Raw genomic sequence first — 17,978 nt, forward strand, 5'->3', positions numbered from 1 at the left:
CCACCCTAACCCTCCCCCACAGGGGGAGGGAACTCATTGGCTGCAAAAATAGCAATAGTTTCATAATTATCCATATGCGATATGACAGCTGTTATTTGAATCTGCCGCAGAACGGCTCCCTCCCCCGTGGGGGAGGGCTGGGGTGGGGGCAGGGATACAAATTCCAAAAAACGTATGCCTTTGCCTGGTTTGGAAAGAGGTCTAATAAAAAAACGCCGGGCATAAATACCCGGGCAGGCTGTCCACCATCACCAGTTCGTAGGTTGGGTTAGCGAGGTGCGAGCGTAACCCAACAAACTGAATGTCGAACATCTCCCGTTGTTGGGTTACGGCTGCGCCTAACCCAACCTACAAGGCCTTGCAGATGAATTGTAAACACGGGTTAGCCAAACCATTTGCCCATCGCTATCGCAATGCCGCTGGCGATGGAAAAGAACAGCAGCCAGATGATGAACGGGGATGTCAGTAATTCCCGGAAAAAATTTCGCTCTTCCGCATACGGATTCTCTGCCGCATCGGCGAGGTTTTTCAGGGTCAGATAAATCAGCGCCTTTTCTGCTTTCATTTGTCTCAATGTGATTTCGTCGCGGAGTTTTTCGATTTCTGCTTCCGCATGGGGGATGTCCATGATGTGCTTCTTTCGGGAGGCCGTCGCAATCGCTTCCCGGTCATTGTTTTTGTCTTCGCCCCCTCCGGCACGGAGGGGGCTGGGCATCGGGGCGGGTTATGGGTCGGGATTATTTTTTGTAATCCTTTTTCACAAACGGCATGGCGACGATTTCTACCGCCACGTCTTTGTCGCGCACTTTCGCGCTGAGTTTGGTGCCGACGGCGGCGTGTTCGCTTTTGACGTAGCCCATTGCCACCGGCGCGTTCAGCGTCGCGCCAAAGCCGCCGCTGGTGACTTCGCCGACTTTTTCGCCGCCGAGGTACAGTTCGGTGTGGGCGCGTACCGGGGCGCGGCCTTCGATGGCAATGCCAACCCGTTTGCGCGGCGCGCCGTGTTCGATTTGCTGGCCGACGATGTCCGCGCCGGGGTAGCCACCCGCGCGTTCGCCACCGGGGCGGCGTACTTTCTGGATGGCCCAGATGAGGCTGGCTTCTATCGGCGTGGTGGTGGTGTCGATGTCGTTGCCGTAGAGGCAGAGTCCGGCTTCGAGGCGGAGGCTGTCGCGCGCACCGAGGCCGACGGGTTTGACGCGCGGATCTTTGCAAAGCAGGTCGGCAAGGACGGCGGCGCGGTCGTTCGGCACGGAGATTTCGTAGCCGTCTTCGCCGGTGTAACCGCTGCGGCTGACCCAGCACGGGATGCCGAGCAGGGTGTATTCGCCGCCGTGCATGAAGGTGAGGTCGCGCACTGCCGGTTCTATCGCCGCCAGCACTTCCACTGCTTCCGGCCCTTGCAGCGCGAGCAGGGCGCGCGCCTGCCACCAGGAGACGTCGCAGTCCGGCAAGCCCGCTTGCAGTTTGGTGAAATCGGCGTCCTTGCAGGCGGCGTTCACCACGACGTAAAAGTCGTTCGCGCGGCGCGTCAGCATCAGGTCGTCATCTATCCCGCCCTGCGCGTTCATGAGGAGTGCGTAACGCTGCTGGCCGACGGCAAGTCCCTGTAAATCTACCGGCAAGAGGCGTTCGAGGCTGGCGGCCACGTCCGCGCCGCGTACCAGTACTTGCCCCATGTGCGAGACGTCGAACAGTCCGGCGTGTTCGCGCGTCCAGAGGTGTTCTTTGACGATGCCTTCTTCGTATTGCACCGGCATGGCGTAACCGGCAAAGGGGACGATTTTCGCGCCACGGGCGAGGTGCCAGCCATAGAGTGCGGTGTGTTTTTCTGTGCTCATTATGTTGCTCCAATGTGAAATATTCGCAAATTTTAACATATTTCCCCACCGCTGCGAGGCGGAATGTGCTTTGTATTTGACGGGGCAACTTGTTAAAATCCGCGCGTTTTTTCCCTACTTACAGGTAACCATGTCCAAAGAAGAAAATATTGAAATGATCGGCACCGTGGTGGAGACCCTGCCCAACACCACGTTCCGCGTCGAGCTGGAAAACGGTCACATGATTAACGCCCACATCTCCGGGCGGATGCGCAAGCACTATATCCGCATCCTCACCGGCGACAAGGTGAAGGTCGAGATGACGCCGTATGACCTCAGCAAAGGCCGCATCATTTTCCGCGAAAAATAAGCCACCGCCTGTTTTCAGCCCGACCCGCGTCGGGTTTTTTCATGCCCGCTCATGGCCATCTACTTCCTCGCCGACATTCACCTCGCCGAACACCGGCCGGCGATTACCGCCGCCTTTCTCGATACGCTCGCCGCCATCGCGGGCGATGCCGAAGCGGTTTACATCCTCGGTGATCTCTATGATTACTGGCTCGGCGACGACCTTGCCAGTCCCTTCCACCAGCGCATTGCCGCCGCCCTCGCCGCCCTGCCTTGCCCGGTGTACTACCAGCACGGCAACCGCGATTTTCTCCTCGGCGCGGCTTATGCCCGCACGGCACACCTGCACCTGTTGCCCGAACGCTACCGCCTGCAACTGGGCGACACCCCCGTGCTGCTTGAACACGGCGACCTGCTCTGCACCGACGACCGTGGTTATCAACGCCTGCGTCGCGTGCTGCGCTGCCGTCCGCTGCAATGGCTCTATTACCGCCTGCCGCGTGCGCTGCGTCGCCGCCTTGCCGAAAAATTGCGCCAACAAAGCCAGGCGCGCACCCGCCGCAAAGCATCCGCCATCACCGATACCCATCCTGCCGCCATCCGCACTGCGCTGAAGAACGCCGCCGCGACGGTACTCATTCACGGCCACACCCACCGCCCCGCCGTGCATCGGCTCGATAACGGCAACACGGTGTACGTCCTCGGCGACTGGCGCCCATATGGTGAAATCCTGCGCTATGCCGATGGCACGTTTACGCTGGCAGACTGTCGTGCAAATTGCGGGCGCATTGCCGTTTTTTAGGATTTACCCCGGGAGAAACCGCTATACTGCGCCGCGACCCTTCAACTAAACGAGGTACTTATGCAAATGCACAAACTGATGATCGCTGTCCTGGCCGCCGCCAGCCTGCTCTCCGCCTGCTCCGACGAAACCAAGGACAAGAGCAAGGAAGCCGCCGCTTCCGCAGCCAAAGACGTGAAAGAAGCCGCTGCCAGCACCGCTGAAGCCGGCAAAGAAGCTGCCGACAAGGCCAAAGAAGTCGCTGGCGAAGCGATGGACAAGGCGAAAGAAACCGCAGGTGCAGCCATGGATAGTGCCAAAGAACACGTCCATGAAGCCGCAACCAGCGTCGCCAATGCAACCGCCCCGGCTGCTGAAGGCGAAAAAGGCTCAGATGCGCCGACAGAAAACAAATAATCTGTCGCCTTGTGCCAAAAGCCCGCAACTGCGGGCTTTTTTCTTGCGCAACTGCCCGCGGGTAAACATTGGCAATCCGTAACACTTTGGTTACAATGCAAGCCGTTGCAATGCGTTACGCATTGCCTGTTTCGCCCGCTACCATCATCAGGACAGACATGACATATCCCGCTCACATGGAGACGAATTGCGCCAGAAGCTGCCCGCCGCACCGCAACGGACAGCGATTGACCTTGACCAGGAGGCGCCCGCGATGAGTACCCGCATCTTCCTCGGCTCCGAAATCAGCCAGCCCGCGCCAGGCAAGGCGCGCTTTCATATCATCCCCGTACCTTACGAAAAAACCGTCAGCTACGGCGGCGGCACGGGCGAGGGTCCGGCGGCCATCATCGAAGCCTCCGACCAGCTCGAAACCTATGACCAGTTGGGCGGCGAGCCTTGCCGTGCTGGCATCTATACCCACTCGGCCATTGACTGCCGCGGCGAAGCGGGCGACGTCCTGCTGCGCATCCGCGAACGGGTGCGCGACGTTGCCACCCAGGGCAGTCTGCCGTTCGTACTGGGCGGCGAACACACCGTCAGCTATGGCGCGGTGATGGGCGTCGCCGACGCTTGCCCCGGCGAACGCATCGGCGTAGTGCAATTTGATGCACACGCAGATTTGCGCGAAAACTACGAAGGCAGCATCTGGAGCCATGCCTGCGTGATGAAGCGGCTGGTCGATGAAGGCGTGGCGCTGTTTCAGGTCGGCGTGCGCGCGATGAGCCTCGATGAACAGGCAGTACGCGACGAATTTCCGGCACAAATCACCGCCTATGACGCGCGCGACATCTGCCGCCCGCCGCTACATGACCTCAGCCTGCCGCCGCATTTCCCGGAAAAAATCTACATCACCGTGGATATTGACGGGCTGGACGCGGCGTTGATGCCCGCCACCGGCACCCCGGTACCGGGCGGCCTCGGCTGGTGGCAACTGTTGGACCTGATCGCCGCCGTCGCCCGCCAGCGACAGGTGGTCGGCATGGATTTGGTCGAATTTGCCCCGATCCGCGGCCTGCACGTTTACGATTTCACCGCCGCCGACCTTGCCTACAAAATGATGGGTATTGTTGAGCGAGCAAACCCGCAACAAAAATGACGAATAAAGTGAGGAAATAAAACATGATACATTTGCTGATTTTAATTGCGTTGGGACTGGCGACGTATTTGTTTCATAATTACCAGACTTTTGATGACAGATATATGCGACCTTGGGTCGTTGAAAATGTGAATTTCAATCGTGAAGCCAATCCGCAAGCACTTTGTGATTTACTGGATCCGGAAGCGACGGTGATTATTAACGACAGATATACCCAGTATAGCTATAAATTTACAGGTGGGAAAACCCAGGCGTGTGAATATTTCATCGAGTCTGCCAGCCATTTCCAGAAACCGCAGCGAGAGAAAAATGGTTATATCCCGGACAGGTTGACCAGCTTTATCGTCTATCATGATGATCTGTTCAAAGACTATGCCGATGTCTCTTTTGAAACCAAGCTTACTGGTCCTCTTTGGGGATTGGCTACGAAAAAGGATGGAGAGCAGCTCATCGGTAATACCAGTACCAAAATTACGGTAAAAGCGCCCATTTTTAAGGATCCCAAAATTACGCGCTATGAATTTACCCGAAAACTGGAACAGCCAAATATTCAGAAGCTGTTATAACGCGTTTATCTGCGCTGCCCGTATCCGTTCGCCCAATTCTGCGCCCTGATACTGCCGCGCCAATTCATCTGTGGATAACGCCCGCACCTGTTCGCGGGCGTTTTCTATTTCTGCCAACAGCGCTGCCTCAACCTGCATCAGCCGCGCCAGCGTCAGTACATCGCCTTCAGCGCGCAGGCTGCCGCTCGCCTTCAACATCTGCCAGCGCGCTGCGCCATCGCATTCACGCCAGCGGCGCACGGCATCGCCGTAATCTGCCACCAGTTGCAGCCAGTAGCGGTAGCGCTTGGGCAGCGGTAACGCTGCTTGCAATGCCGCCCGCGCCGCAGCACAGTCCTCGCCCTGCAGCCACACGGCAAGGCGGTGTTCGGCGCTTTCATCCATCGCCAACACCGCCTGCAAGCGGGTATTCATTGTTGCCAATTGTGCATCGCTGACGTTAAAGCCCAACACATCGAGCGCATCCACTGCCTGCAAACCGCTGAAAAATGCCTGCGGTGCGGATGATGCCAACGCTTTTTCGCATTCCGTCCAGACGCGCTCCGCGCTCAAATGCTGCAATTCGCCGTCGGCGACCATCTCGCGGCACAATTCAAGCGTTGCTGCTGCTACGGTAAAGCCCAGCGGGGCGAAGCGCGCCAGGAAACGCATCAGGCGCAGCACCCGCAGCGGGTCTTCGGCAAAGGCAGGCGAGATGTGGCGCAATACGCGTGCCTGCACATCCGCCACGCCACCATAGGGGTCAATCAGTCGCCCGTCCGCCGCCTGCGCCATCGCGTTAATCGTCAAATCACGGCGCAACAAATCCGCTTCCAGCGATACATCCGGCGCGAAATCAAAGATAAAGGCCTGATGGCCGCGCCCGGTCTTGCGCTCCTGCCGCGCCAGCGCGTATTCCTCGCCCGTTTCGGGGTGCAGAAACACCGGGAAATCCTTGCCGACCTGTCGGAACCCTTGCGCCAACATTTCTTCCGCCGTCGCGCCAACCACGACCCAATCGCGATCATGCACCGGCAGTCCCAATAATTGATCGCGCACCGCGCCGCCCACCAAAAAGATTTCCATCCGCTATTTCTCCGTCATCAGTGCATATAATTCGCCATTTCGTGTTTGAAGCCTTTGAGCAAGGCGAGAAAACGTTCCAGCGTCAGCGGTTCTTGCATGAGCTGTTCATACATATCTTCGCCGGTCAGAATTTCACGAATGGCGGCATCGGCAAATTCCAGGGCGCGGTAATGTTCGTAACAACGCATCAATTCCAGCCCGTATTCTTCGTCATCGCCTGCTTCCGGCGGTTTCAGGTTTAATAACAGCGATGCCTTGGCGTGCTGGATTTTATGGAAGGTGTCATACATTCGCGTCAATACTTCGTCATCCTTGCCGTTATATTTTTCGATGAAATCGGCTTTTTCCATCAGGGATATGGTCATTATTTCCGCCTCTTTTCGGATGGTTCATATATGGCGATACTCACAAAGTTCTGTACAAGGCGCAACGCCGTACAGGGCTTTATGAGGATTGCTATAAAAAATACCCCGCAGGGCGGGGCAATATACTTTAGGAAGTAATCATGTCATCAAAAACGTCATTCCGTTTTCATCAACTGGAACGCTTCAGGATTCGCGGTCGGAATGGCATCGCCATTAGGCATTCGCATTTCCAGATGATCACTGTGGACGCGGAATATCTTGCGTTGCCCTTCGCTGTCGATGGCGATATGGCTGTTGTCCGGCAGCCATTCAAAGCGCCCTTCGCCGGTGCGGTCCTTGTCGTCGATGCCGAGCATCCGCGTGCGCGTGGTGTAGGTCATGTTCGGGTTGAGGACGATCATCGTCGCCACGCCCTCGCAGGCGGAGCACGGCAGGATGCCCTGATAAGTCCCCTGCCAGGAAACGTTTTTCCGTGCATTTTCAACGACCGCTTCCTGCACCGGACGGCGGGCGGGGCGGTCTTCATCCTTGTCGCGCGTGCTGGAGCAGCCGAACAGCGCACCAAGCAGCGCGGTCATCAAAAGAAGGTGTTTCATGTATCTCGTCTCGTGTTTGGTAGCGGGCTATGGTATGGATTTTCGCCCCGCGCGCAAGTATCAATATGACTACAGCCTGTTGTAATCTCGAAACAAATACTTCATGTAACTGCGATAGTTACGGATACCGAGACGCACGCACACCTCGCGGAAAGCGACGAAGGTACTTTCAAACAAATGCTCCTGACCGCCAAGCAATGACCAGTACGGACTGCGTCGCAGCTTGCGCCGCAAATACGGTTTCATGCCAATCAGATAAAGGTCGCCGCCGCGCTGTTGCAACGCGCGCCGCTCATCAAGCAGCATTTCAATCCCGGCAAGGTCAAGACGGTTCAGCCCCTCGGCGAGAATGACCAGATTGCGCCCCTCATGCGCCACAGCCAGTTCGGCGAGGCGACTGCGGATATGTTCCACCGAGCCGAAGAAAATCGAGCCGTCGAGATGCACCGCGCGCAGCGGCGGCACAAAAGCGGGGTCGGCCGCGCGACATTGGCGGTAGAGCGGCGCAAAATCCGCCGCGCTTAATACCGGATGCGCAATCTTCTGCAAATACAGCACCAAAGACAGAATCACGCCGACATAAATCGCAAAATCCAGACTGAACAGCAGTGTGGACACGAACGTCGCCAGCAGAATCGCCGTCTCGTTGCGCGATGTGCGCAGGGTGAGCCTGAAGCGGGCAAAATCAAGCAAATTCCAGGCGGCGAGCATGATGACCCCGGCCATCGCGGCGAGTGGCAAAAAGCGGGTGATGCCGGGCGCGAGTGCGAGCGCGGCGGCGACCAGCGCGGCGGTAAACACCTGCGCCAGCGGCGAACGCGCGCCGCTGTCAAAATTGACACCGCTGCGGTTGAACGAGCCGGAAATCACATAGCAGCAGCAACAACTGCCGACCACGTTCGCCAGCCCCTGCCCAAAAAATTCCTGATTGCCGTCAATGCGTTGCCCGGAGCGGGCGGCGATGGCGCGGGCGATTGACACCGCATTGATGAGGCCGAGCAGGGCGACCGCAAACGCCGCCGGCAACAACTGGCGCAGCGTCTGCCATTGCAACGGCGGCCATTGCCACGCGGGCGCGCTCAGCGGCAGCGCGCCAAGCATCGCCACCCCGCGTCCGGCACCGTCAATGGCGAGTGAGAGCAGACTGCCCGCCAGCATCCCGACCAGCATATACGGCCAGCGGCGACAAAAACGGCGAGTGAGAACGGCGACCGCGAGCGTCGTCGCCGCAATCGCCAGCGTTGGCCAATGGGCGGACGGCAACAGCGCCGCCAGCGCCATCGCCCGCTCCGGCAGCGACAAACCATGCGGCACAGCCACCCCGAAAAAATCCGGTAACTGACTGAACACAATCAGCACGCCCGCGCCCGCAGTGAAGCCCGTCACCACCGTCGGCGAAATAAAATTGACCAGCCCGCCGAGGCGGAACACCGCAAACGCGAGCTGAATCACGCCCACCAAAAACATCAACACCAGCGACAGCGCCACATACTCCGGCGACGCCAGCGGCGCATACGGCGCAAGCACCGTCGGCAGCACGATGGACAGCGCCACCGTCGGCCCGCTCACCAAATGCCAACTGGAGCCGAACAACGCCGCCACCACCGCAGCAAACATCGCGCTGTAAAGCCCGAACAGCGGCGGCAACCCGGCGATGCGGGCGAAGGCAATCCCCTGCGGCAACACCAGCGCCGCACCGGTCAGCCCCGCGCAAAAATCACCACGCAGCGACGCTGCCGACGGCTTCGGCCAACGCAACCACGGCCAAAGCAACATGAACACGCGCCAGAAAACCAGCTCCAGCGCGGCAAAAATCCCTTGCATCAACCTTTCTCCGCTAAGCAAAACAGAGGCAGCATAGCAAGGTTTGTCGCCGTGGTGCGGAAAAGGGCGGGGGTGCTGACCATGCAAAAATCCCCGCCTGCGCTGAAGCGAAGCGGGGAAGGCGGCTGTGCTGTTGCGACAAGGTTTTTACAGGTCGGCGACGCGAGCGGGGCGTTTTTCCAGTTGCGGCGTCTCGGTTTTTTGCATGAAGTCGCGGGTGAGGAAGGCGGCAACAGCATTCTGGTTGTCGCGGCTGGTGTGTGCGGTGTAAATCTCCGGTAGGCGCATTCGCACATAGTTCAGGCCGTTACCGAGGATGATGTGCCCCCAGTCGGCGGATACGGGCTCAAGTTGCGGCGCGTGCGGCAGGGCGCGGGCAAGCGCGGCGCGGCTGCGGGCGATGTGCGGATGCGGCAGGCTGCCTGCCGGTTGGTGCATGGCGAGGGAGAACGCGCGCACGGCCTGGTTGATGGTGGCGATGCCGTAAGCGGCACGGGCACAGGTGCCGCCGCCGCGCAGCACGCGGTCGTCGAGGTAGTGCATGATGATGAGGGTTTCGGTGAGGATGTTGCCGTCGTCGCAATGCAGCGCCGGGATTTGGCTGTAGGGGTTGACGGCGAGGAGGTCAGCCGGGTTTTCCCAGGGCAGGACGTAGTGCAGTTGCAGGTTGGTGTGTCCGCTGCGCATTGCTGCGATGAGGGCGAGGCGGGAGTAAGGCGAGGTGGTGCTGAGGTAGAGTTTCATGGGGTTCTCCATAAATTTGGTGAGGGGGAGGCAGGGATCGGATTCCGCTACGACTGCGGCATTATAAGACAGCGGTAACATGAAGCTTGTTGTGGTATAAAAACAGCGGGCAAGTGCCCGATTTTCCCCTGAAGCAAACCAAGGAGTTGTTATGCGCACATGTACGTTTTCTCTTTCATTGGCCGCCATATTCACCACAATGGCAGTCCCCTCTTTTGCCGAAACAAATTATCGCGAATTTGATTTGAATAGCTTTAAATTGGGCATGAAAAAAGAAGTCTATATGCCACTTATCAAGGAAACCTGTATTTATAACCGGAACGGTTTCACAGCGTTGCGAACTTATGATGTGGGCGAGACAAAAATCAAAGGTGCCAGGCGTTTTGTTTGTCGAGCCAGTCTGGAAGAAGAAATTGACATTTTTACCAGCGATGGGTTTGGTATTATGCAAATTATTCGTTCAAAGAAAATTCCGCTACCCGAAAATTTGCCAGATAATGAAAAATATAACAACCTTCTTGCTATCCGCGACAAGATCAGTGAGAAATATGGTGCACCTACGATAAGCAAGACGGCTGCACCAGACAGTTATTTTTTTGCAAATGTCGGGAAAAATACTTTTCCGTGGAATGTTAATTCTTCCCATGCCAAGGCTGTATCCTGCTGGGGAGATTGTTCGGATTCTGAAACTGACACTGATGGTGTCATCAATCTTAAAGGATCCGGTGCCATGGCAGTGCTGGTTCCCTATCCACAGAGTATCTATCTTTATCAGATATTAATTGACCGCGCTGCCATTGAAAAAACGGAAGCAGAATTTACACGAAAGGAACAGGAAGCGCAGAATGCACAAGAGAAAAAGGCTGTTGAAGACGCAAAACGGTCAGTGGAAAATATCAAGTTGTAAAATGATAAAAAGATAAACCCGCCTATGGCGGGTTTTTTGTGGTTGCGGCGAGATTTTATCGGCTGTTTTTCGTCTATTGTTCCTCCTTCGCCCGCTGCGAATTCCGCCCCGCAGGATAAGGTGTGTGTTTTAGCGGATGCTTTGCCGCACGGCGGCGATGCTGGCCGGGTGTTGTTCCAGCGCTTCGGGGCGGACGGCGCGCACGTCAGGACGCTTCTGGTATTCGGCGAAGGCGCGGCGTTTGTCGGCATCCAGGTGCGGGTAGAGCGCGGGGTGGCGCAGTTCGGCGTAGTGGTAGGCCATCGCCAGCAGGTGTTGCGCGATGTGGTTGCTCGCCGGGTCGAGTTGCGGCGCGCGTTCGAGGCCGCGGACAACGGCGGCGCGGGCGCGCGCGATGTGCGGGTGTTCCGCCGTGCCTTCCGGCTGGAAGCGCGCCAGCGAGTAGGCTTTGATGATTTGTTCGAGCAGGGCGGTGGCGTAGCCCGCCACGGCGGTTTGTGCCGCGCCACGGAAGGGGTGGTCAAAGAGGTAGTCGGCGATGGTGAGGGTGTTGTAGATGTGGATGCCGTCGTCGGTGATGAGGGTCGGCACTTGCGAGAAGGGGTTTTCTGCGGTGAGTTCGGGCGGGGTTGTCCACGGGTCGGCGTAGGCGAGTTGCAGCTCGTCTTTGTTTTGTGAAAGCGCGGTCAGGATGATGGCGCGCGCGGTGGGGGAGGTGGTGCTGGTGTAGAGTTTCATTGGCTTTCCTCGGTCGGGTTGATGGTCAGGCGGCGGATGGTATCGCTTGCCGGCCAGTATTCTACGCGGATGGTATGGGTGTTTGTATTGGTGAGCTGGCTGTAGTTGGGGTAGTCAATGTAGAGGCGGGCGCGGGTTTCGGGGAGTTCGAGGAGGTAGCGGGTTTTGCGGTGCGTGCTCCAGGCGGTTTCGCGTGCGTGGTAGTTCCGGGTGGTGATGGTTTTGCTGCCGCGAATGAGGTCAAGGCTCGCCGGGGCGATGAGTACGATGACGGCGCCGGCGAGCAGGGCGAGTGCGGCGAGGTCGCTGAGGCGCTCACGGCGGTAATTGCGGGTCAGCCAGCGTTCGAGGGCGACGGGAATGGCGATGAGGCCGGTGATAATGTCGCCGTAGAGGGCGCCGATGCCTTCGGTCGGGGCAAGGATGTGGGTGGCGAGCATGAGGGCGGCGAGAGCGACGAGCCAGGGCGATTGTTGCAGCCATTCAAAGAGGGTGTCTTTCATGGGGTGTCGTTGTGGATGTCGAGGCGTTTGAGGGTGTGGCTGTGTGGCCAGTATTCGATGTGGATGGTCGGAGCCGGGGTTCGGTCGAGGCGGTCGTAGTCTTTTTGGTCGATGCGGAAGGTGGTGCGGATTGCCGGGATTTCGAGGCGGTAACGGCTACGGAAGTCGTAGCTGTGGCGGGAGCGGTGTTTTTTGTGCAGGCGGTAGTCGGCGGTGGTGAGGGTTTGGCTACCGCTGGCGAGGTCGCGGCTGGACGGGATGATGTAGAGGTAGAGGCCGGCGCCGAGCAGCAGCCAGAGAATGAGGTCGGAGAGCCATTCGTCGCGTTTGTGGCGGCTGTGCCAGCGTTCGATGACGGCCGGGATGGCGATGAGTCCGGCGAGGATGTTGCCGTAGAGAGCATTGATGCCGGTGGATGGGGTCAGGATTTCGACAGCGACAAAGGCGATGGCGAGGAGGCAGAGGAGGGGCGATTGTTGCAGCCATTCAAAGAAGGCTTCTCTCATGGGGTCTCCGGGATATCAAGGTGTTTGAGGGTGCGGCTGTGTGGCCAGTATTCGACACGGATGGCGGGCGGGCGCTCGCTGCGACTGCCACGGATGCGGTTGAGCTGGTCATATGTGGTGCGGCGGATGCGTAGTGTCGTGGGTACGGTGGCGAGTGGTTTGGCGAAAAGTTCAAGGTAGTAGTGGTCGGGCATTCGCGCGTTGCGGTCGGTGCTGTGCCAATGCGGGGTGAGGGTTTGGCTGCCGCCGATGAGGTCGCGCAGCGCGGGTAGGGTGAGGAATATCAGCAGGATGAGGGTGAGTAGTGGCGTTTCCCAGGCGAAGTGGTAGGTGAGGGTTTCGTGGCGGTCGCGCCACACCCACCAACAGAGCGGCAGGCCGCTGAGGCCGAGGATAAGGTCAGTGTAGAGCGAGGCGGTGCCTTCTACCGGACGGATGTGCGGGATGAGGATGATGTTGGCGGCTATCCAGGCGAAGGCGAGTTTTTTGTGCTGTGCGGCGGTCATTTAGAGCCTGTTCAATATTCCGGGGTGAGGTGAATGGGGGCGGGTTGGGATGGGATGCAAGGCGCAAGACGCAGGCAATGTGTGCTACCTTGCCAAGTCTTGCAACGAAGCAGCCCGCCCAATCCCGCACGCATAACGCCCGCAGCGGGATTTTGAACAGGCTCTTGGGAAAAGCCCCGCGCGGGGCGGGGCGGTTGTGGCGCTGTGTTTATTTGAGCAGGTGTTCGACGGCGGCGCGTTCTTCGCGCAGTTCGCGTTCGGTCGCGTCCATTTTTTCACGGCTGAAGGCGTCGATGTCGAGACCCTGGACGATTTCGTAGTCGCCGTTTTTGCAGCGGCAGGGGTAGGAGTAGATGATGCCGGGAGCGATGCCGTAGGAGCCGTCGGACGGAACGCCCATGCTGACCCAGTCGTCGCCGTCGGTGCCGAGCGCCCAGCTGCGCATATGGTCAATCGCGGCGGAGGCGGCAGAGGCGGCAGAGGACGCGCCGCGCGCCTTGATGATGGCAGCACCGCGCTGTTGTACGACGGGGATGAAGGTGTCTTTGTACCAGGCGTCTTCAATCAGGCCTTTAGCGGGTTTGCCCTGCACGGTGGCGTGGCTGATGTCCGGGTATTGGGTGGAGGAGTGATTGCCCCAGATGGTCATTTTGGCGACGTCGGTGCTGTGCGTGCCGGTTTTTTCGGCCAGTTGCGACAGCGCGCGGTTGTGGTCGAGGCGGGTCATCGCGGTGAAGTTGCGCGGGTTGAGATCCGGCGCGGCGGCCTGGGCGATGAGGGCATTGGTGTTGGCCGGGTTGCCGACGACCAATACTTTGACGTTGCGCGAGGCGTGGTCGTTCAGCGCTTTGCCCTGCGGGCCGAAGATGGCGCCGTTCGCGGCGAGCAAATCCTTGCGCTCCATGCCGGGGCCGCGCGGACGGGCACCGACCAGGAGCGCGTAATCGCAGTCCTTGAAGGCGACATTGGCGTCGTCAGTGGTGACGAGGCCGCACAGCAGTGGGAAGGCGCAATCGTTGAGTTCCATGGCAACGCCCTTGAGTGCGTCCAGCGCCGGGGTGATTTCCAGCAATTGCAGGATGACGGGCTGGTCCGGGCCGAGCATATCGCCAGCTGCGACGCGGAAAGCGAGCGCATAGCCGATGTTGCCTGCCGCACCGGTGATGGTGACGCGAACGGGGTTTTTCATGAGGAATCTCCTGTATGTTTGGGAAAATTTGAGGAAAATAATTATAGCAGGGTGGATTCTTTTCTGAAAATTAATGTTAGAATATGACGGTCTCTTTAGATAAGGAATTCAACCATGAAATTGAAAACATCTTTGTTGACCCTGGCCGTTTCCCTCTCTTGTGCTACCGTGTGGGCGCAGGACAGCAAACCTGCTGCAGCGGCAGATGAACGTCCGCCGGAGGTTTACACCAGACCTGGCGTTGAACCACTAAAAATTTTCTACAAGTGGCGTTCAGGCGGAAAAACGCACTACGGCAAATATGTGCCGCGCGGTGTCACCAACTACACCAAAATCAATGAGCAGGGGATGCTGGTCAGCGAACGCCCGACCAGCGACAGCATCGCTGTATTGCGTCCGGTACGTCCGACGGATACCTCCGGAAACGCTACTCGGGCGAATGACAACCAGCCACTGCCACCCGGTTCTATTTCACGGGAGCAACGTTGTGCAGAGGCGCAGCAGAACTTGAAAACCATCCAGACCAAAACCAATATCGTTGAAGATGACGGCAAAGGTAACCTGATTGCGCTGTCAAGCGAGCAGATCGCCGAGCGCAAACAGCAAGCAGAAGGGATCGTTGACCGCTATTGTCAATCATCGCCGGAGGTAAACGGCGTTCCAATTAATCGGGCAACAATGCCGCCGGCAATCGCACCTTCCCGCATTCCACCTGCGGTGACACCGGCTCAGCCAATTATGCCTGCTACTGCAGTACCACCACCGCAACCGGTTGCGCCGTCACCTGCAGCCGGTGCTGAAGGCAGCACTATGAACCCGAAAGAACAACCCAAAGGTTAAACACGAACTCATGCGCCTCTCCCGATTCTGGCTCACCACCCAAAAAGAAACCCCTGCTGACGCCGAAATCATCAGCCACCAGCTGATGCTGCGCGCGGGGATGATCCGGCAAAACGCCCTCGGCGTGTACACCTGGCTGCCGCTGGGCTTGCGTGTGCTGCGCAAAGTCGAGCGCATCATCCGCGAAGAAATGAACCGCGCCGGTTCACTGGAGCTGTTGATGCCGGGCGTACAGCCGGGCGAACTCTGGCAAGAATCGGGACGCTGGCAGGATTACGGCCCGGAGTTGCTGCGCTTCCTCGATCGGCACGAGCGCGAATACTGCCTGGGGCCGACGCATGAAGAAGTCATCACCGACCTGATGCGGCGCGATCTTGCCAGCTATAAACAATTACCGCTGAACGTTTACCAAATCCAGACCAAATTCCGCGACGAAATCCGGCCACGTTTCGGCGTGATGCGCGGGCGCGAATTCCTGATGAAAGACGCCTACAGCTTCCACCTTGACGAAGCGAGCTTGCAGGCGACCTATCAGGACATGTACGACGCCTACTGCCGCATCTTCGACCGCCTCGGCCTCGATTACCGCCCGGTCATCGCCGACAACGGCTCCATCGGCGGCACCGGCTCGCACGAATTCCACGTGCTGGCGGCGACCGGCGAAGACGCCATCGTCTTCTCCAGCGGCGGCAGCTACGCGGCCAACCTCGAAAAAGCCGAAGCCTTGCGCCCGAGCGGCGCTCGTCCTGCGCCGAGCGCCGCGATGGAAAAACGGCCGACGCCGGACTGCAAAACCATCGCCGCACTCGTCGAAAAACACGGCGTGCCGATAGAGCGCACCATCAAAACCCTGATGGTTGCCGGCGCCGAAGGTGGCATCGTCGCCCTCATCATCCGTGGCGACCACGAACTCAACGCCATCAAGGCCGAACACCTGCCCGAAGTCGCCGCGCCCTTGCGCATGGCAGACGAAGCCGAAATCCGCGCAGCCATGGGAGCAGGCGCCGGCTCGCTCGGCCCGGTTGGGGCGAACGTGCCGATCATCGTCGATTACGCCGCTGCCCATATCGCCAATTTCGCCGCCGGCGCCAACGAAGACGACTACCACTACTTCAACATCAACTGGGAGCGCGACGTCCCGCTCGGCAAAATCGCCGACCTGCGCAACATCGTCGAAGGCGACCTCGCCCCGGACGGCAGCGGCACACTCGCCATTCGCCGTGGCATCGAAGTCGGTCACATCTTCCAGCTCGGCAAAAAATACAGCGAAGCCATGGGACTGAAAGTCCAGCTCGAAGACGGCGGTTCTGCCACCCCGCTGATGGGCTGCTACGGCATCGGCGTTACCCGCGTTGTCGCCGCCGCCATCGAACAAAACCACGACGAACGCGGCATTATCTGGCCGCAAGCCATCGCGCCGTTTACCGTCGCCATCCTGCCGCTGAACGCCGCCAAATCACCGGAAGTGCTGGCTGCCGCCGAAGCGCTCTACCAAAAACTGCTGGATGCGGGCGTGGACGTCGTGCTGGACGACCGTGGCAAACGCCCCGGCTTCATGTTCGCCGACATCGACCTCATCGGCATCCCGACGCGCGTCGTCATTTCCGACAAAACCCTGGCGAATGGCGAAGTCGAATACAAAGAACGCCGCAGCGACAGCGCCGAAATGGTACCGCTTGACGCTATCTATGAGCGCTTGACCGCATCGCGCTAAAGCGAGTTTGCAATGTTTACATACACATTGAGCGCTCAAGTGTATGTAAATGGATGTAGCGTTTACCGCTGACGCGGTTGGGGCGTGAATTGCAAACAGCCCCTGACCCGTCAAAATGACCCCGCCGTGAGCCGCAAGCCTCACGGCTTTTTTATGGCAAACCACGCAAAGCCCTGTACGGTGTTGCGCCGCCTGACCGGGCACCCATAAAAATGGCAAAGCCATTTTTATGGGCAACCCGCGCCGTACAAAGCGTACTGTCTTCGGCGTCGCGCCTTGTACAGAACATTGCGTGAATTGCCATACATTGAGAAAACCCATGCCCAAACCCCGCGCCACCCTCAAACAAAGCCCCGCCGACTTCCGCGTCGCCGAACAAATCGACTTCCTCTTAACCGGCCACGGCGAACACCTCTGGTGCTACGTCGAAAAAACCGGCCTCAACACCGCCTGGCTCAAACGCGAATGGGCGCGCCTCAGCGGCTGCCCGCCAAAAGACATCGCGCACAGCGGCCTCAAAGACCGCCACGCCGTCACCCGCCAATGGCTATCGCTCCCCGCCAAATACAGCGTGCAACTGCCCGATAGTGGCGACGGCTGGCGTATCCTCGAGCGCCACCTGAACGAACGCAAACTGCGCGTTGGCGCGCACCGTCACAACCAGTTTGCCATCACCTTGCGTGATATTGACGCCGACCCGATCGCCATTGAAAGCGCGCTTACCGGCCTTGCCCGCACCGGTTTCCCCAACTATTTCGGCGAGCAGCGCTTTGGCCATGCGAACCGCGACAAGGCACAACGCTGGGTCGAACGCGGCCAGCTACCGAAAAAACACGACGAACGCGCGCAAGTGCTTTCCACCCTGCGCGCCACCGCCTACAACGCCCAACTGGACGCCCGCCGCGCTGCTGACGCCCTACACACCCCACAGCCCGGCGACCGCGCCATGCTCGCCGGCAGCAACAGCCACTTCACCATTGAGGCGGTGGACGATGCCCTGCTAGCGCGCCTGGCAAGCGGCGACATCGCCCTCGGCGGCTGGTTGCCCGGCAAAGAAAAAAGCGCGCTGCCGCCTGCCGTCAGCGCCTGGCTGGAAAGCACCGACGCCGCGCAACAAGCCGCCGTGCAATATCTGCAAAAATACGCCGACGGCGGCTGGCGCGCGCTCACCGTGCGTCCGCGCGACCTGCAATACGAGTGGCAGGACACACACACCCTGCACCTCGCCTTCACCCTGCCACGCGGTAGCTACGCCACTGCCCTGCTCGCCAGTATCTTTGCATTGCATGACGCCAGCGGCATCAAGGCCGAAGGCGAAAACAGCGCACCGGAATAGCTGTTCTTCAGCATTAGGCGCTGTTTGCAATTCGGCGGATAAGCCCCTCTCCCTCTGGGAGAGAGACCGGGGAGG

At 59.1% G+C, this 17,978-nt stretch carries 21 protein-coding genes; 9 read left to right on the forward strand and 12 right to left on the reverse strand.

Annotated elements, in window-relative coordinates:
• Nucleotides 1–382 precede the first annotated feature (382 nt).
• Nucleotides 383–715 (reverse strand): hypothetical protein, encoded by a 333-nt coding sequence (locus Q0349_RS09240; RefSeq protein ID WP_298080586.1) that lies wholly within the window; start codon nt 713–715, stop codon nt 383–385.
• A gap of 22 nt (nt 716–737) precedes the next feature.
• Nucleotides 738–1,841 carry a glycine cleavage system aminomethyltransferase GcvT gene (gene gcvT, locus Q0349_RS09245; protein WP_298080588.1) on the reverse strand — a complete coding sequence of 368 codons (1,104 nt, stop codon included), beginning with the start codon at nt 1,839–1,841 and terminating at the stop codon, nt 738–740.
• A gap of 130 nt (nt 1,842–1,971) precedes the next feature.
• On the opposite strand from gcvT, the gene infA reads away from it, so the two are divergent.
• From infA to Q0349_RS09270, 5 genes are all read left to right on the forward strand, one after another.
• Nucleotides 1,972–2,190 carry a translation initiation factor IF-1 gene (gene infA / locus Q0349_RS09250; RefSeq protein WP_004138866.1) on the forward strand — a complete coding sequence of 73 codons (219 nt, stop codon included), beginning with the start codon at nt 1,972–1,974 and terminating at the stop codon, nt 2,188–2,190.
• Nucleotides 2,191–2,241: 51 nt separating this feature from the next.
• Nucleotides 2,242–2,970: a UDP-2,3-diacylglucosamine diphosphatase gene (locus Q0349_RS09255; protein ID WP_298080591.1), complete on the forward strand. Its 729-nt coding sequence runs from the start codon at nt 2,242–2,244 to the stop codon at nt 2,968–2,970.
• A 60-nt stretch (nt 2,971–3,030) separates the two neighbouring features.
• Nucleotides 3,031–3,366: a hypothetical protein gene (locus tag Q0349_RS09260; protein ID WP_298080592.1), complete on the forward strand. Its 336-nt coding sequence runs from the start codon at nt 3,031–3,033 to the stop codon at nt 3,364–3,366.
• A 253-nt stretch (nt 3,367–3,619) separates the two neighbouring features.
• Nucleotides 3,620–4,504 carry an agmatinase gene (gene speB, locus Q0349_RS09265; RefSeq protein WP_366916306.1) on the forward strand — a complete coding sequence of 295 codons (885 nt, stop codon included), beginning with the start codon at nt 3,620–3,622 and terminating at the stop codon, nt 4,502–4,504.
• A gap of 23 nt (nt 4,505–4,527) precedes the next feature.
• The gene (locus Q0349_RS09270) at nt 4,528–5,070 is read left to right on the forward strand and encodes a hypothetical protein (protein ID WP_298080595.1); all 543 of its coding nucleotides are present in this window, start codon (nt 4,528–4,530) and stop codon (nt 5,068–5,070) included.
• On the opposite strand, the gene Q0349_RS09275 is transcribed toward Q0349_RS09270, so the two are convergent.
• The 5 genes from Q0349_RS09275 to Q0349_RS09295 form a co-directional block, all read right to left on the reverse strand.
• Nucleotides 5,065–6,135: a tRNA nucleotidyltransferase gene (locus Q0349_RS09275; protein WP_298080596.1), complete on the reverse strand. Its 1,071-nt coding sequence runs from the start codon at nt 6,133–6,135 to the stop codon at nt 5,065–5,067. The two genes, Q0349_RS09270 and Q0349_RS09275, sit on opposite strands and share 6 nt — an antisense overlap.
• Before the next feature lie 17 nt (nt 6,136–6,152).
• Nucleotides 6,153–6,500: a hypothetical protein gene (locus Q0349_RS09280; RefSeq protein ID WP_298080597.1), complete on the reverse strand. Its 348-nt coding sequence runs from the start codon at nt 6,498–6,500 to the stop codon at nt 6,153–6,155.
• Between the two features lie 155 nt (nt 6,501–6,655).
• The gene (locus Q0349_RS09285) at nt 6,656–7,096 is read right to left on the reverse strand and encodes a copper resistance protein NlpE N-terminal domain-containing protein (RefSeq protein WP_298080598.1); all 441 of its coding nucleotides are present in this window, start codon (nt 7,094–7,096) and stop codon (nt 6,656–6,658) included.
• 69 nt (nt 7,097–7,165) lie between these two features.
• Complete coding sequence (locus Q0349_RS09290) at nt 7,166–8,920, reverse strand: SulP family inorganic anion transporter (RefSeq protein WP_298080600.1); 1,755 nt, start codon at nt 8,918–8,920, stop codon at nt 7,166–7,168.
• A gap of 147 nt (nt 8,921–9,067) precedes the next feature.
• The gene (locus Q0349_RS09295; protein ID WP_298080601.1) at nt 9,068–9,664 is read right to left on the reverse strand and encodes a glutathione S-transferase N-terminal domain-containing protein; all 597 of its coding nucleotides are present in this window, start codon (nt 9,662–9,664) and stop codon (nt 9,068–9,070) included.
• Nucleotides 9,665–9,815: 151 nt separating this feature from the next.
• On the opposite strand from Q0349_RS09295, the gene Q0349_RS09300 reads away from it, so the two are divergent.
• Nucleotides 9,816–10,571, forward strand: a complete 756-nt coding sequence (locus Q0349_RS09300) for a hypothetical protein (RefSeq protein ID WP_298080602.1) — start codon at nt 9,816–9,818, stop codon at nt 10,569–10,571.
• 129 nt (nt 10,572–10,700) lie between these two features.
• Here the strand turns inward: Q0349_RS09300 and Q0349_RS09305 are convergent, their stop codons facing one another.
• From Q0349_RS09305 to Q0349_RS09325, 5 genes are all read right to left on the reverse strand, one after another.
• Nucleotides 10,701–11,309, reverse strand: coding sequence for a glutathione S-transferase N-terminal domain-containing protein (locus tag Q0349_RS09305; protein ID WP_298080603.1), 609 nt, complete (start codon nt 11,307–11,309; stop codon nt 10,701–10,703).
• Nucleotides 11,306–11,812 carry a hypothetical protein gene (locus tag Q0349_RS09310; protein WP_298080604.1) on the reverse strand — a complete coding sequence of 169 codons (507 nt, stop codon included), beginning with the start codon at nt 11,810–11,812 and terminating at the stop codon, nt 11,306–11,308. The genes Q0349_RS09305 and Q0349_RS09310 overlap by 4 nt, the downstream gene beginning before the upstream one ends.
• Nucleotides 11,809–12,318, reverse strand: coding sequence for a hypothetical protein (locus Q0349_RS09315; RefSeq protein WP_298080606.1), 510 nt, complete (start codon nt 12,316–12,318; stop codon nt 11,809–11,811). The genes Q0349_RS09310 and Q0349_RS09315 overlap by 4 nt, the downstream gene beginning before the upstream one ends.
• Entirely contained in the window at nt 12,315–12,824 is a 510-nt protein-coding gene (locus Q0349_RS09320) for a hypothetical protein (RefSeq protein WP_298080607.1), read from the reverse strand. The genes Q0349_RS09315 and Q0349_RS09320 overlap by 4 nt, the downstream gene beginning before the upstream one ends.
• A gap of 208 nt (nt 12,825–13,032) precedes the next feature.
• Nucleotides 13,033–14,013: a malate dehydrogenase gene (locus Q0349_RS09325; protein WP_298080608.1), complete on the reverse strand. Its 981-nt coding sequence runs from the start codon at nt 14,011–14,013 to the stop codon at nt 13,033–13,035.
• Between the two features lie 114 nt (nt 14,014–14,127).
• Between Q0349_RS09325 and Q0349_RS09330 the strand changes: the two genes are divergently transcribed.
• The 3 genes from Q0349_RS09330 (at nt 14,128) to Q0349_RS09340 (ending at nt 17,903) form a co-directional block, all read left to right on the forward strand.
• Nucleotides 14,128–14,853: a hypothetical protein gene (locus tag Q0349_RS09330; RefSeq protein WP_298080609.1), complete on the forward strand. Its 726-nt coding sequence runs from the start codon at nt 14,128–14,130 to the stop codon at nt 14,851–14,853.
• A gap of 10 nt (nt 14,854–14,863) precedes the next feature.
• The gene (locus Q0349_RS09335; protein WP_298080610.1) at nt 14,864–16,567 is read left to right on the forward strand and encodes a proline--tRNA ligase; all 1,704 of its coding nucleotides are present in this window, start codon (nt 14,864–14,866) and stop codon (nt 16,565–16,567) included.
• Between the two features lie 319 nt (nt 16,568–16,886).
• Nucleotides 16,887–17,903 carry a tRNA pseudouridine(13) synthase TruD gene (locus Q0349_RS09340; protein WP_298080611.1) on the forward strand — a complete coding sequence of 339 codons (1,017 nt, stop codon included), beginning with the start codon at nt 16,887–16,889 and terminating at the stop codon, nt 17,901–17,903.
• Nucleotides 17,904–17,978: the final 75 nt, after the last annotated feature.

Origin of the sequence: uncultured Cardiobacterium sp., assembly GCF_938028185.1 — a bacterium.
GTDB lineage: Bacteria > Pseudomonadota > Gammaproteobacteria > Cardiobacteriales > Cardiobacteriaceae > Cardiobacterium.